Genomic DNA, 13,432 nt, shown 5'->3' on the forward strand with positions numbered 1-13,432 from the left:
TCCTCCAAATTAATCACTTACGCGGTTAATCATGCTTTTAAGTTTAATAAAGTCAATCTAAAAAGTAAACGGTTACTTTTTAAACGATAAGATTTTCCAACTAAAAAAGCGGCCCGGTTAAAGGTCGCTTCTCATAATTAAACTTATGGCAAATCATTCCCGGCAGCAAAGTAAACATCATACCATTCCTGGCGTGTTAATGTCACATCAGTTCCCGCAATACTTTCATTTAAATGTTCTGGATTCATTGAGCCTAAGATCACTTGCATCTTCGCCGGATGCCGTAAAATCCAAGCAGTCGCAATCGCATTTTTAGTCACGTGATAGCGATCAGCCAATTCTTGTAATTTGGCATTTAACTCTGGGAACTTCGGATTATCAATAAAGGTTCCTTCGAATAATCCGTATTGATATGGTGACCAAGCTTGGATCGTCATGTCGTGTAACCGTGAATATTCAATGATCTCACCATCATGATTAATGCTGGCCGCATCTTGCATATTGGTATGCAAACCAAACTGGATCGGTCCGGTGTGCATTACACCAAATTGTAATTGATTAATGATTAACTTTTGATTCAAGTCTGCTTGCAACATCTCAACTTGCATCGGGTTAAAGTTAGACACCCCAAAGTGGCGAACTTTACCGGTAGCTTGCAAAGTATCAAATGCCGCGGCAACTTCATCAGTTTCCATCAACGCATCTGGACGATGTAATAAGAAAGCATCCAAATAATCTAGTTGCATCCGTTGTAAAATGCCATCGACAGCCTCAATCAAATGCTGTTTAGAAAAGTCATAGCGTTGACCAAAAACTAACTCACCACTACTCTTTTCTGGATCTAAGACGATCCCACCTTTAGATTGGATGAAAAAGTCAGCCCGATTCAAGCTAGATTGTTTCAACGCCTGACCAAAGACTCGTTCAGAATCACCATTACCGTAGATATCAGCTGAATCAATGTAGTTAATCCCATCTTGATGAACTGTTTCAAGCACATTGGTCGCTTGATCAACATCTAAGCGGACCATTCGCATAATGCCCAAAGCTACAGCTGAAACATCTTGCTGGGTAGAACCTAATCTAATTGTTTTCATTATTTAAACTCCTTTAACATCTAATTACCGATCAACGATTTAAAGAATAGTCCTTAGAGCCAACTCTAAGTCAAGCGTTCTAACAAAACTTTTTTATAATTGCTGTGTTTCTTCATATTCACGAACTTGTCTTAATAAGTCACTCGCCGTCCGTTTTGGAATATAATCACAATCAACTTGCGCTTCACTACCGAGTTCACAAGCTCGACGGTAAGAATCAATCTTATGATTAACCTTACGCAAATTAAGTAAAGATTGATGAACCTGATCTAAAACGGCTTCCCGTTGTTTTTCAAACATCGTTAATCGTTCAGGCAAAGTCTCATCACCGCCATCACACCAATGAACAAATTGGCGAATATCTTCTAACGGCATCCCCGTTTGTTTAAGGCATCGGATTAGGCCTAATGACTCTAGCCCGTCATCATCAAAAACACGTTGACCACGATCATCGCGTTTGACAAAGGGCGTTAATCCCGCTTTATCGTAGTAACGTAGCGTATAACTTGAAATGCCAGTCTTCTTGGCTACAGCGCCAATGGAATATAACATGTGTGTACCTCCAGTCATTTTTGGCTAAATAAAAAGCCATGTTAAGAACCCATGACTTTCACATTTAATTCGTTTAAATCGATTTTATTCTGGTTGATCAGTAGCGCTGTCAGCCGCACTCGTCGCTTCACTGTCAGCAGAATCAACGGCTGAATCAGTTTCCGAGGTTGCTTCCGCATCAGCACTTGTCGCCGCTGATTCATCGCCAAAAGCAGTCGCACTATCAATAACGATATCATCGTTAGCGTCTTCATCAGCATCAGCTTCAACTTGTGCTAATTCAGAACGTAAACTATCGGTTGCTTCGTCTAAACTAGAACTGAAGCTAGCGCCACCTTCATTTTTAGCAGCTTGATATTGGTCAGCAAAGTCAGCGACTTTGTCTTTAGCCAAGTCAAATTGCTTACTTGCTTCTTCTTTGAAATCAGCAGCGGCATCATTAGCGTAGAACGCATAATCGATGGCCCGATCTTTAAAGTCAGCCAAGCCTTGTTGCGCTTTGGCCTTTAATTCAGCTTTCTTATCTTCATCCATCTTCATAGCAACCCGTGCAATCGCGGCGCCACCAACGGCTAAACCAAATAGAAATGCTTTTTTCGACATATGCTAGTCCTCCTCGTTATTCTTGTTCCGACGATTCCGATAAACGTCAAATGCGGCCTTACCAACTTTAGAAGCACTCGTAAACCGACTCTTCTTTTCGTTGCCCTTACCGACTTTAGCGGTTAATTCCCGCGTTGCCGCATTCAAATCAGAAACACTTTGCCCTAAATCACCCATCGCTTGAAAGGCTGGGTCAATTGAAGCGACCTTACCATTGACATCCTTCAATAATTCATTGGCATTGGCCATAATCTTTTCAGTTTCATGTGATAAAGCATCGACATCATTCGTGATGGAACTTAAGCTCTTATTGACTTCCCCCATCGTTTTAGTGATCCGAACTAAGAAAATACTAATAAAGACCACTAATAATAACAACGCAATGGCGGCAATAATCCCCGCAAGATGTGCAATCATGTTAAATTCCTCCTTCAACAGCTGGTAACATTAAAATAAGCATAGCATTGTCTAAAAAATACTGCAACGAAAAAAGTGCTTACATCGCATGAGATTACGGTTAGTCCCGTTTGGCTATTGGTTCTCACGACTTATTCTGATAAACTAGTATTCAGCAATTTAAAACGAGGGTGACACGATGTCTTTTCCAATACTATTGGGGGTTACCACCCCGACGAAACAAGTTTCCATTTGGATGAAACTTGCCGCTAAAATCGATTGGCAACAAATACTCATTAATTTTGGCGGTAAGATTTTAGAAATTATCTTTTTTTGCGTCTTATTCTGGATCATTGATCGTTTAGGCAAACGGCTCTTGCATCATATCTTTGTCACTAATGCCAATACCAGTCTAACCGCCTCTAATCGGGTTTCAACAATCTTTACGTTGGCCCTCAATATCTTTCATTATACAGTGATGTTTTTCGGTATTTATGCCGTCTTATCTGTCCTTGGCGTGCCAGTCGGAACCTTAATTGCCAGTGCCGGAATCTTCAGTGTGGCGTTAGGTTTAGGGGCTCAAGGCTTTGTAAGCGACATTGTCACTGGCTTCTTCATCTTACTAGAAGATCAAATTGATGTTGGCGACTATGTCACGATTGATACCGTTGAGGGGACTGTTTCCGCAATTGGCTTACGCACCACCCAAGTCACTAGCCCAGACGGATCATTAAACTTTATTCCTAATCGTAAGATCATGGTCATTAGCAATAAGTCTCGTAACGATATGCGTGTTTTAATCGATTTAGTGATTACCACCAGTACCCCAATCGATCAGTTGACAACGGCGGTCAAACAAGCCAATCGGACGTTAATTCCACAATATCCGGATATTATTGGTGATCCAGATATTCAAGGGGTGACCACCCAACCAGACGGCACACTCGTCTTTCGGGTACAATTCTACGTCAAAAATGGCATGCAGGCCACCATTCAACGTGACTTCTTAGCCGCTTACCTAACCGCAGCTAAACAAGCCGGCATCACCTTACCATCACCAACACTAAATTTCCATAGTCCTAAATAACTAAAAGTTACTTTTTAGCCATAAGCATCGATATGACAAGTATTCATTGATCAAAAGTAGACTTACTTGTCACCTACCGTTCGCCCATATTGAGCCGGAACGCTGTGGGCGGACCGGTTCAGCCAGTGATGGCGCCGGCCGTGCAAACATCATTAGTCTGGACGGTTTTGCCGGACTTTACGATGTGGACGACTTTTAAGACTAACGGATTTGGCCAGGCTCAAAAGCGAGGTGGAAGCCCGCACTTTGGCTGGAGCCGGTTCCACAGCCGGCAGAATTACTGGCTGACGTAGGTGGCTAATTTAACCCTTAAATACGAAAAAGATGACCGCTATTTGCTATTACAGCAAGTAGCGGTCATCTTTTAGTGATGCGTTATTTTTGTAATTCATTTCGATGCGTCAAAAAGCCATTCATGGCATTAACACCAGCCATAATTGCACTGGTATCAGGCACCATGTGTTCTGAATGTAAGGAATAAGGGCTATCCACCCCTAACCAAAACATCGTCCCAGGAATTTGTTGAATCAAATAACCGAAATCTTCACCCGTCATTGCTGGCTGAGTTTCGATGAAGTTTACATCGTCTTTAGCCTGCATATAATCAATGAAGTCGGCGGTAATTGCGTCATTATTTTCAACGGGATAATAGCCGCCTTGATGCAAGGTTAAATCAATATTGCAATCATAGGCCAACGCAATCCCTTCAGTAATAGTCCGTACCCGCCGTTGGATATGCGCGTTCATCTCTTGGGTCAATGCCCGGATCGTCCCATCAATTTGGGCTTCACCCGCAATGACATTACCAATCGTGCCGGCCGTAAAATGACCTAAAGTGACCACACCACTTTGAATCGGATCAACATTACGCGACACAATCGTTTGTAATTGTTGGACCAACGCTGAACCAGCGACAACCATATCATTGGCATTGTGTGGAAAAGCCGCATGACCACTCTTCCCCGTCAAATGCGCATGAATTTCACACGTTCCGGCAAACAACGTCCCTAACCGACAGCCAATGGCGCCAGCCGGTAAGTCCGGATTATCATGAAAGGCAAAAATTTCATCAGGCATCCAATCATCCAGTGCCCCACTCTCATAGAGCCGTTTCCCACCAGACGCATTTTCTTCAGCCGGTTGAAAAAGGAAAATCATATCCGTTTCCGGTTGATTTTCAGCAAAGTAACTGAGAATGCCTAACGCCACTGTCATATGAATATCATGACCACATGCATGCATTTTACCCGGATGCTTAGAAGCAAATGGTAAGTCGGTCGCCTCAGTGACTGGTAAGCCATCAATATCGGTCCGATAACCGATCCGATAATCATGTTTGTGCCCACTGACTTTAACCAAAAGCGCCGTTGGCACAGCTGCCACTTTTTTGACAGTCAAAAAGTCTTGTGGCATTTGACTAATCAGTTGTAGCAAATAGGCTTGGGTTTCATGTTCTTCTAATCCCAATTCAGGAATCTGATGAAGATGTTGATAGATTGGAATCAGCTCTGCTTGTTGTAACGCCATTGATGATTCCTCCCGTCCTAAAGTTGACGCAAGGCGGACATTAATTCAGTCTTGTCTTTCGTCTTGTCATCGATATCTTTGAGTTTCCGAGCAGGGGTCCCACCGACAACAGTATAAGGCGCCACATCATCTAAGACAACCGCACCGGCACCTACAACGGCACCTTTACCAACGTGCACGCCTTCAACAACGACTGCATTGGCACCAACTAACACATCGTCATCAATCCGGACAGGATCAGCCGAAGGTGGTTCTACCACACCAGCTAACACGGCACCGGCACCAATATGACAGTTGTTTCCAACTAACGCCCGGCCACCTAAAACGGCACCCATATCAATCATTGTGCCACTACCAATTTCGGCACCAATATTAATCACGGCACCCATCATGATGACTGCATTGTCACCAATCAAGACTTGGTCACGAATCGTTGCGCCTGGTTCAATCCGTGCATTGTATTGTTTTAAGTCAGTCATTGGCACTGCTGAATTACGAGCGCCATTTTCTAATTCAGTATCTTCAATCTTATCGGCATTTGCCTTTAAGAATGGTTCAACATCATTCCAATCGCCAAATAAAACGCCGGCGTTACCGCTGAAGAACGTTTTAATGCCAGCTGGAACGTCTAATTGGTCAAGTTGACCTTTCACGTAAACTTTCACTGGGGTTTTTTTCTTTGCATTCCCAATGTAATTAATAATTGATTGTGCATCTAATTTTGCCATTAAGACAGCCTCCATATAAGTTATTTAGCTATTGAGCTATTGGAAAAATCCTTCTCAATCATATCATATTGTCTCCCAATTTCGTGCGTTAGGAAGTTAAAACTCTTCATAAACTCGCGCCGCGTAATGATCCCCTCAAACATATTAGCTGAATCGACGACCGGTACAAACGGATTATCCACCATTAAGTGAAGTGTCTCCTCAACATCCCCCACTGATTGCACCGTTCTAATATCAGTATCCATAACCTCACTCACCCGACATTGCATTAAAATATCGGTGTTTAGTTGGTCAAAGCCCAACATTTTTTCGGTAATCAGTGGTAATGAGACTAACCCTTCAAAATGACCGGCGTGATCCAGCACCGGAATCCGCGAATACTTAATCTTCGTCAAAACTAAAAAGGCATGGTACAAGTTATTATCAGTTTGAACGTTGGCCACAATGTCAGCTGGAATTAAATAATGGTCGGCATTGCGCAGCAACATCTCTTCAACTGGTTTAATTAGCATCGTCCAAAATTCCTCCTTGCGTATCACTCATATTAACCATTCTACCTGAAAGCGGTCTCGATGCGTGTTTTAATACTCAAAATGAAATTTTAGCGTGGGTACTGGTTGTTGTTGGCGATCATAATACTGAACATCAATTGCGGTATCGTTCGTTTCAACGATCGCATATGTCCCGCCGATTCGAGCAAACTCTCCCCGTGGATAACTAATACTCCCGGGGTTTAAGCATAGGATGCCATCATGTCGTTCCACACCTAATTGATGCGTATGCCCAAAGAAAGCCAGCTGGGCGTGATGTTGTTGCGCATTAGCTAATAAATGGTCTAATGAAAAGTTAACCCCGACCAAATGTCCATGAGTCATATAAACCGTCGTATCAGCCACGGTTTGGACGACTTCTTCTGGTAGCTGACTGTCAAAGTCCATATTGCCTTGAACAACCGCCATTTGTTTAAAAACGTCATCATCGACCGTTAATTCAGAATCACCACAGTGAAAGAAAGCATCGACTTTGCCTTGATACGCCGCTAAAAGATCACCTAAAATTTGCCGATCACCATGACTGTCACTGACAACTAAACATTTCATTAAGCTTCCCACCATTCTTCAAATTTTGGCATCAATTGACGTAACGCCGCGCCACGATGGCTAATTGAATTCTTCTGGGCATCCGTTAATTGTGCAAGTGACTTTTGAAACTGGTCTGACCAAAATAGCGGATCATAGCCAAAGCCGTTGTCCCCACGTGGGGCAATTAAAATTCGTCCTTTAAGTTCACCATCAACGACTAACTTTTGACCAGTTGGTTTTAACGCCACCAACGTGGTATGAAAAGTGGCCGTTCGCTTAGCTTCTGGGACACCACCTAAATTCGCTAATAACTTAGCGTTATTGGCCGCGTCATTGTGGTCACCAGCATACCGAGCCGACAAAACACCAGGGTCGCCATGTAAGGCATCCACCATTAAGCCAGAATCATCCGCAATGGCGGGTAAGCCCGTGGCATCGACCACGGCCTGCGCCTTAGTTAACGCATTTTCTTCAAAAGTAATCCCATTTTCGACAATTTCTGGAATCTCAGGGAAATCAGCTAACGTTTTAATCGTTAAGCCGTATGGGTGTAACATTTCGGCAAATTCCCGCGCTTTGCCGGGATTATTGGTCGCAATAATTAAAGTTTGTGGTTCAGTCATTACTTTCACCGCCTAAATCAATATGAGTTGCTTGAAAATCAGGTTGATCGAGCCAATCACGCGCAATGGTCGCAAATGCGGTGGCCGATCCAGTTGTTTGAAAACGATCAGGATAGTACTTGGTGGCACTCGTGTTGGCAATATCTAAATAATCTAACATAAAGGAAACCCCGTTCACCGTCTCAGCGCCTGAGTCAATCAAGGTGACATCGGGACCGACTACATTTTGAATCAATGGTCGTAGTAATGGATAATGTGTACAGCCTAAGACCAAGGTATCAATACCGGTTCCCTTCAATGGCCGTAATGATTCTGCGACCACCCGTTTGGCTACGGTTGAACGATACTCGTTTGACTCCACTAATGGCACAAACTTGGGACAAGCTAGCGAAAATACTTTGGCATCGGGATCTTTAGTCATAATCGCCTCGCGATAGGCATTGCTTTTAATCGTGCCTTCCGTCGCAATCACGCCAATCCGATGATTCTTTGAGGCTTTAATCGCCGCCCGCGACCCCGGTGAAATCACACCAATGACTGGAATAGCCAGTTTTCGCCGCAAATCCGGTAATGCCGCCGCCGTAGCCGTATTACAAGCAATGACTAACATCTTAATGTCTTGTCGAAGCAAGTAATTCGCCATCTGCCAACTAAACGTCTTAACTTGTTCACTAGGACGCGGACCATAAGGAAGTCGCGCCTGATCACCAATAAAGGTCACCGTTTCACGTGGCAGTTGCTTGATGGCTTGTTTAACCACCGTTAAGCCGCCAACGCCAGAATCCATAAAACCAATTGCATGTTCATCTGCCATTATTTTACGCTCCGTTCACTTAATTCTGAACCTTAATTATCGCCTTTTTTGAAACTGATTTCAAGCGACGGCTTACTGCCAATATTTCGTTAAATTTTAATTTAAATTGGAAAAAGTTCCGCCCCGACGCTGAAACAAGGTATAATAATGAGTATTAAGCGGCAAAAAACGCTGCGATTTTACATCGGAAAGGATCTATCATGACGAACGCCTTTTATTCTCAATTTGCAGCTAACTCAGTCAAGACTTCCGTTTTAAGCGTTGAAATCTTGCGGGACGCTTTGCTCCCACGCCTCCTCGGTGATGACAGTAGTGGGATTCTTTACTGGGCTGGTAAAGATCTCGCCCGCCAATTCCCGATCGCTAGTAATGACGACCTTTGTACCTTCGTTGAACAAGCTGGCTGGGGCCATCTTGTTGTGACTAGCGAAACAAACAACTTACTCACTTATGAGCTCACCGGCGAACCAGTCGCTCGTCGTAACGCGGCTGTTAAGGAACCTGACTACATGCTAGAAACTGGTTTCTTAGCTGAACAAGCTGCTCAACGGTTTAACTGCGTCAGTGAAGCCAAAATCACGGCCAGCAAACGACTCAAGATTCAAATTGCAGTCACGGTTGATCATAATCAAGCTTTGACGAACCATGACCCCGCGACACCCATTGAGGTCGTGCGGCCTCAAGTTACGGATGATACTGAACAAACCGACTAAAAAAACGACCCCCAAATGGAGGTCGTTTTTTTGAATTAATCAGCTAAATATTGATCTAGCGTCTTTTTAATTTGTTCTTTGGAATGGTAACCAACCAAAGTATCAACCACTTCACCGTCTTTTTTAACTAATAAAGTTGGGATACTCATGATGCCGAAGCTGCTAGCCGTTTCTGGGTTAGCATCCACGTCCATCTTGTTAAAGGTGACTTGGCTACCCATTTCACTGTCTAATTGTTCAACGACTGGTGATTGCATCCGACAAGGACCACACCAAGTTGCCCAAAAATCAGTCAAAGTGACCCCTTTAGCAGTATCGCTTTCAAACGTCTTATCTGTAGTTGCTACGACCATTTCGATCGGCCTCCTCATATTTTGACTATTTACTAATAGTAAGTATATCAGTTTCACTTTAAAGCACAACTTTTTCGCTCGCCTACAATTTAATCTATTTAAATTGGACTTCAGTTGCCCCGTTACCACCATGATTAGGCGCTGCAAAATGGAAGGACTTGACTTGGCGATTACCTTGCAAATATTCGGTAATCCCTTGCCGCAATGCCCCCGTCCCTTTCCCATGCACAATCGTCACGGATGGATAACCGGCTAAGAGGGCTGCATCGATATAGCGATCAACTTGCATCATCGCATCTTCATACCGCACACCTCGTAAATCCAGATTAGGCGAGACGTGGCTGGCATTGGCACTTTGAACCGTTGCTCGTGCGCGCTTTGGTTCCGCTTCGGCTTGAGTGCGTTCCATATCGGCTTCATTGATTTTCATCTTCAAAATACCGAGTTGAACTTCCCAAGCGTGGTTACCCATTTTCTGAACCAAGACACCACGTTGCCCATAAGATTTGACCAACACATCGTCACCTTTGTGGAAGTCTTGCTTAGCTTTGGCACGCCGCAATACCCGATTCTTTTTGAGTTTAGGCTGTTGTTCTAAGGCGTTTAACGCCCCTTTAGCATCGATCAACTCATTTTCCTTGATGTTGGCCCCAGTAGCTAATTGCTTCTTACGTAAGTCACTAATAATGGCATCAGCTTGCGTCTTGCTCTTTTCAACAATGGCATTAGCTTCAACCTTAGCCTCTTCCATTAATTGATCTTTTTGTTGTTGGTAAGCGTTGAATTCACTCTTCAATTGCTTATGCAATTTTTCAGAGTCTTCAACTTCAGCCTTCAGTTGAATTTGGGCATCTTCAACTTGCTTGCGTTTAGTCACTAAGTCCGCGATCATCGCATTCAAATCTTGACTATCCGTATCCGTTAACGACCGCGCTTGATCGACAATGGCTTGAGGAATACCTAACCGTTGTGCAATATCTAGCGCATTACTTCGTCCAGGAATCCCCACTAATAAGCGATACGTTGGTTTTAACGTGGCTTCATCAAATTCCATGCTAGCGTTGATCGTTTCAGGACGATTAAACCCATAAGCCTTCAATTCAGGATAGTGGGTCGTCGCCACGACTTGGGTGCCATGCCCACCAATCGCATCCAAGATGGCAATCGCTAATGCGGCCCCTTCTTGCGGATCGGTCCCGGCACCTAATTCATCGACTAAGACTAAACTATGGTCATCGATTTGCTTCAAGAAACTTTCAATGTTTTCCATATGTGACGAGAACGTACTTAAGTTTTGTTCAATTGATTGTTCATCACCAATATCGGCAAAAATCTCATGATAAATCGCAATCCGACTCCCCATGTCAACTGGAATAAATAAGCCAGATTGACCCATTAATTGAAGAAGTCCAAGGGTTTTTAATGTGATGGTTTTCCCACCAGTATTAGGCCCAGTAATGACAATCGCTTGATAGTCTGTCCCTAACGCAATATCGTTAGCAACGACTTTCTTTTGATCGATTAATGGATGCCGCGCTTGTCGCAATAAGACTTCATTAGTCGTTGACACCGCTGGTTCATTGGCATGCATTGCCCGCGCGTAACGGGCTTTAGCGTTGATAAAATCAAAATGACCTAAGATCGCCGCATTTTCTAGGATCTCATCTTGATAAGGCGCAATCAAATTAGATAATTCTTCTAAAATGCGTTGTTCTTCTTGTTTTTCAGCCACTTGATTTTGACGCAAACGGTCATTTAGTGCCATTACTGCTTGAGGTTCGATGAATAACGTTTGCCCACTAGCACTTTGGTCATGGACAATCCCACCAAAACGACCACGATTCTCGGCTTTTACCGGAATGACATACCGATCATTACGAATGGTAATAATCGGATCACTCAAATACTTAGCTTCTTTACCATGAGTATAACGTTCCATCCGTGACCGAATTTCGCCCTCAGTTTTACTGATATGGCTGCGAATACTTGCTAATTCTGGTGACGCATTATCCGTGATATGCCCGTCACCTTCAATAGCAGTCGCTAAGCGTTTAGTGACTTCTGGTAACGTCACTAACGTTTGAACTTCATCAAATAAATGACGGATATCATTTTCTGGCGCATCGGCTAAAAGTTCTTCAAAGAAGCGGGTAATTGCCCGTGTCGTCTTTAAGACCCGACCGACTTGGCCGAGTTCACTTCCATTCAAGGTCGCGCCGATCGCTAAACGCTTCATGTGTGGCGTAATATCCGCTAATCGGGCGACTGGAATACCACCCTTTAGGCGGTACACCTCAACGCCGTCGTTGGTTTCGTCCAACGCATATTGAACTTCTGCCAGCGTCGTCATTGGCTGCAAGGCACTTAATTCTTTTTGACCAGCCGCTGACACCAAATATGGTGCCAATTGCTGTTTAACTTGTTGATATTCTAATGTTGCTAATACTTTGGGATTCAAGACTAACCCTCCCCGATTGACTGAAACTGTGTGAGCAAAAAAAATGACGCTTAAGCTTCAGCATCATTAGCTTGCATTTTTAACAGTTCCGCTTGTTTATCTACCTGATCTGAAATCGCGTTAAAGGCCAATAAAATGGCGATTTGTTCACTCGTTAAGTCTGGTGATAATTTTTTTAACGTTGCAATTTGTTCATTCATCATGTTCGTCACCGTTTGCATGTGACGATCGGAGGCACTTCCGATAATCGTATAATCGTGCCCGTCAATTTCCGCTTTAAAGCGGCGTTTGCTGGCTGCCATGGTCCGTTCAGCTCCTTTTCAATAACAGTTAATATTTTAGCATGTTGGCAGGGTTTATGCGACTTTTGGGGACTAAATTAGGAGTTAATGCCAAAACAGAAGGTGAAATTTATCAGTTATCAGATAAGTTTCACCTTCCATTTATTTCGCTAATTCCCCATTTGTTGCTTGGGCTAACTGGTTCACCAAAGCAATTCCATGGCTTTCATCGACATTATTATTTGTATAGATTGACATTAAATAGCCTTTTTTAGACGTTTTTTCAACGACTCGACCAACACTGTTAACCGCCCAATGTCCATTATCATCCGCATCCAGCCAGCCATTCTTCAACTGATAACTAGCTGCGCCTTTAGAAACACCCCACGCCTGATCAGACGCCACGTGTCCCATTAAGCCTTGCATATAAGTCTGCGACGCTTTCGACAAGTAATGATTAGGCGTAAAAATAACCTTTAACAGTTTTAACTGATCCACCGCTGTGGTCGTCGTTAAGCCCCAATAAATAGGCGCAGCATGACTATGCGACATCCCTAAGTTCTGATACAAACTCGTTAACGCGGCACTACCACCTAACCGATGAAACAACAAAAAGTCAGCTGCGTCATTATCACTTTGCTCAATCATTTGAGTGGCTTCTGCCTGATCATTGCTCGTCAAGCTTAATGCGCCTTGATCGCGTTGGTGCAAGAGTTGTACCAAAATACCCACTTTAACCGTGCTAGCTGCCACATACGTGGTTTGTGCCGTCCGGTTGGTATATTGATACGTTTGCTTGGTTTTAGGATCATAAACCGCTATCGCAACTTTAGCCTTCGTTCCAGCTGTCGTTGTTGCCCAAGTTTTTGCCAGTCGCGTTTTTAGTGGGACGACTTTGGGCTTGACCACTTTTTTGACGGCTTTAGTCGATGACGCTGTTTTAATCACTTTGGCCTTATTGGTTTGACTGGCATGACTCAACGTACTTTGCCATAACCAACCACCAGCAATCCCAATGATTAAGACAATACTTAATCCGACAACCCAGCCTTTGAGTCGTCGCTGTCTATTAAAATGCACGAACTACACCTCTGACACCCGTTCCCCCAATTGAATCG

16 protein-coding genes are annotated in these 13,432 nt (G+C 43.6%); 2 read left to right on the plus strand and 14 right to left on the minus strand.

Translation table 11 applies throughout. From position 1 onward, the window contains the following. Nucleotides 1–143: 143 nt before the first annotated feature. The 4 genes from FFM84_RS11320 to FFM84_RS11335 form a co-directional block, all read right to left on the minus strand. The gene (locus tag FFM84_RS11320; RefSeq protein ID WP_130845724.1) at nucleotides 144–1,097 is read right to left on the minus strand and encodes an aldo/keto reductase; all 954 of its coding nucleotides are present in this window, start codon (nucleotides 1,095–1,097) and stop codon (nucleotides 144–146) included. 93 nt (nucleotides 1,098–1,190) lie between these two features. Next, nucleotides 1,191–1,649 carry a MerR family transcriptional regulator gene (locus FFM84_RS11325; protein WP_130845723.1) on the minus strand — a complete coding sequence of 153 codons (459 nt, stop codon included), beginning with the start codon at nucleotides 1,647–1,649 and terminating at the stop codon, nucleotides 1,191–1,193. 84 nt (nucleotides 1,650–1,733) lie between these two features. Further along, a complete protein-coding gene (locus FFM84_RS11330; protein WP_130845722.1) occupies nucleotides 1,734–2,252 on the minus strand; it encodes a YtxH domain-containing protein in 519 nt (172 codons plus the stop codon). 3 nt (nucleotides 2,253–2,255) lie between these two features. Then, entirely contained in the window at nucleotides 2,256–2,669 is a 414-nt protein-coding gene (locus tag FFM84_RS11335) for a DUF948 domain-containing protein (protein WP_130845721.1), read from the minus strand. A gap of 178 nt (nucleotides 2,670–2,847) precedes the next feature. On the opposite strand from FFM84_RS11335, the gene FFM84_RS11340 reads away from it, so the two are divergent. Beyond that, on the plus strand, nucleotides 2,848–3,735 hold the full coding sequence (locus tag FFM84_RS11340; protein WP_130845720.1) for a mechanosensitive ion channel family protein: 888 nt from the start codon (nucleotides 2,848–2,850) through the stop codon (nucleotides 3,733–3,735). Nucleotides 3,736–4,110: 375 nt separating this feature from the next. Here the strand turns inward: FFM84_RS11340 and FFM84_RS11345 are convergent, their stop codons facing one another. From FFM84_RS11345 to racE, 6 genes are all read right to left on the minus strand, one after another. Next, nucleotides 4,111–5,262, minus strand: coding sequence for an N-acetyldiaminopimelate deacetylase (locus FFM84_RS11345; protein ID WP_130845719.1), 1,152 nt, complete (start codon nucleotides 5,260–5,262; stop codon nucleotides 4,111–4,113). Between the two features lie 17 nt (nucleotides 5,263–5,279). Next, nucleotides 5,280–5,990, minus strand: a complete 711-nt coding sequence (dapD, locus tag FFM84_RS11350; RefSeq protein ID WP_130845718.1) for a 2,3,4,5-tetrahydropyridine-2,6-dicarboxylate N-acetyltransferase — start codon at nucleotides 5,988–5,990, stop codon at nucleotides 5,280–5,282. Between the two features lie 20 nt (nucleotides 5,991–6,010). Next, a complete protein-coding gene (gene cbpB, locus FFM84_RS11355; protein ID WP_130845717.1) occupies nucleotides 6,011–6,502 on the minus strand; it encodes a cyclic-di-AMP-binding protein CbpB in 492 nt (163 codons plus the stop codon). Nucleotides 6,503–6,571: 69 nt separating this feature from the next. Next, entirely contained in the window at nucleotides 6,572–7,090 is a 519-nt protein-coding gene (locus FFM84_RS11360) for a metallophosphoesterase (protein WP_130845716.1), read from the minus strand. Further along, nucleotides 7,090–7,695, minus strand: coding sequence for an XTP/dITP diphosphatase (locus tag FFM84_RS11365; protein ID WP_130845715.1), 606 nt, complete (start codon nucleotides 7,693–7,695; stop codon nucleotides 7,090–7,092). Before FFM84_RS11365 ends, FFM84_RS11360 begins: the two co-directional genes overlap by 1 nt. After that, nucleotides 7,688–8,509, minus strand: coding sequence for a glutamate racemase (gene racE, locus FFM84_RS11370; protein WP_130845714.1), 822 nt, complete (start codon nucleotides 8,507–8,509; stop codon nucleotides 7,688–7,690). Before racE ends, FFM84_RS11365 begins: the two co-directional genes overlap by 8 nt. Nucleotides 8,510–8,709: 200 nt before the next feature. Here racE and FFM84_RS11375 point away from each other — a divergent pair, with 200 nt between their 5' ends. After that, on the plus strand, nucleotides 8,710–9,222 hold the full coding sequence (locus FFM84_RS11375) for a YslB family protein (protein ID WP_130845713.1): 513 nt from the start codon (nucleotides 8,710–8,712) through the stop codon (nucleotides 9,220–9,222). 35 nt (nucleotides 9,223–9,257) lie between these two features. Here the strand turns inward: FFM84_RS11375 and trxA are convergent, their stop codons facing one another. The 4 genes from trxA to FFM84_RS11395 form a co-directional block, all read right to left on the minus strand. Further along, nucleotides 9,258–9,575, minus strand: a complete 318-nt coding sequence (gene trxA, locus FFM84_RS11380; RefSeq protein ID WP_130845712.1) for a thioredoxin — start codon at nucleotides 9,573–9,575, stop codon at nucleotides 9,258–9,260. Nucleotides 9,576–9,669: 94 nt separating this feature from the next. Then, nucleotides 9,670–12,033, minus strand: coding sequence for an endonuclease MutS2 (locus FFM84_RS11385; RefSeq protein ID WP_130845711.1), 2,364 nt, complete (start codon nucleotides 12,031–12,033; stop codon nucleotides 9,670–9,672). A gap of 50 nt (nucleotides 12,034–12,083) precedes the next feature. Then, entirely contained in the window at nucleotides 12,084–12,335 is a 252-nt protein-coding gene (gene zapA, locus FFM84_RS11390) for a cell division protein ZapA (protein WP_130845710.1), read from the minus strand. Nucleotides 12,336–12,476: 141 nt separating this feature from the next. Next, nucleotides 12,477–13,394 carry a serine hydrolase gene (locus FFM84_RS11395; protein WP_130845709.1) on the minus strand — a complete coding sequence of 306 codons (918 nt, stop codon included), beginning with the start codon at nucleotides 13,392–13,394 and terminating at the stop codon, nucleotides 12,477–12,479. Nucleotides 13,395–13,432: the final 38 nt, after the last annotated feature.

The sequence above is a fragment of the Lactiplantibacillus mudanjiangensis genome (assembly GCF_005405385.1).
GTDB classification, from domain to species: Bacteria; Bacillota; Bacilli; order Lactobacillales; family Lactobacillaceae; genus Lactiplantibacillus; species Lactiplantibacillus mudanjiangensis.

Excerpts from the sequence above, each read along its gene's own strand:
- dapD (WP_130845718.1), bottom strand. The coding sequence starts at position 5,990 with ATGGCAAAATTAGATGCACAATCAATTATTAATTACATTGGGAATGCA.
- racE (WP_130845714.1), bottom strand. The coding sequence starts at position 8,509 with ATGGCAGATGAACATGCAATTGGTTTTATGGATTCTGGCGTTGGCGGC.
- FFM84_RS11320 (WP_130845724.1), bottom strand. The coding sequence starts at position 1,097 with ATGAAAACAATTAGATTAGGTTCTACCCAGCAAGATGTTTCAGCTGTA.
- FFM84_RS11325 (WP_130845723.1), bottom strand. The coding sequence starts at position 1,649 with ATGTTATATTCCATTGGCGCTGTAGCCAAGAAGACTGGCATTTCAAGT.
- trxA (WP_130845712.1), bottom strand. The coding sequence starts at position 9,575 with ATGGTCGTAGCAACTACAGATAAGACGTTTGAAAGCGATACTGCTAAA.
- FFM84_RS11375 (WP_130845713.1), top strand. The coding sequence starts at position 8,710 with ATGACGAACGCCTTTTATTCTCAATTTGCAGCTAACTCAGTCAAGACT.
- zapA (WP_130845710.1), bottom strand. The coding sequence starts at position 12,335 with ATGGCAGCCAGCAAACGCCGCTTTAAAGCGGAAATTGACGGGCACGAT.
- FFM84_RS11365 (WP_130845715.1), bottom strand. The coding sequence starts at position 7,695 with ATGACTGAACCACAAACTTTAATTATTGCGACCAATAATCCCGGCAAA.
- FFM84_RS11335 (WP_130845721.1), bottom strand. The coding sequence starts at position 2,669 with ATGATTGCACATCTTGCGGGGATTATTGCCGCCATTGCGTTGTTATTA.
- FFM84_RS11340 (WP_130845720.1), top strand. The coding sequence starts at position 2,848 with ATGTCTTTTCCAATACTATTGGGGGTTACCACCCCGACGAAACAAGTT.
- cbpB (WP_130845717.1), bottom strand. The coding sequence starts at position 6,502 with ATGCTAATTAAACCAGTTGAAGAGATGTTGCTGCGCAATGCCGACCAT.
- FFM84_RS11345 (WP_130845719.1), bottom strand. The coding sequence starts at position 5,262 with ATGGCGTTACAACAAGCAGAGCTGATTCCAATCTATCAACATCTTCAT.
- FFM84_RS11330 (WP_130845722.1), bottom strand. The coding sequence starts at position 2,252 with ATGTCGAAAAAAGCATTTCTATTTGGTTTAGCCGTTGGTGGCGCCGCG.
- FFM84_RS11360 (WP_130845716.1), bottom strand. The coding sequence starts at position 7,090 with ATGAAATGTTTAGTTGTCAGTGACAGTCATGGTGATCGGCAAATTTTA.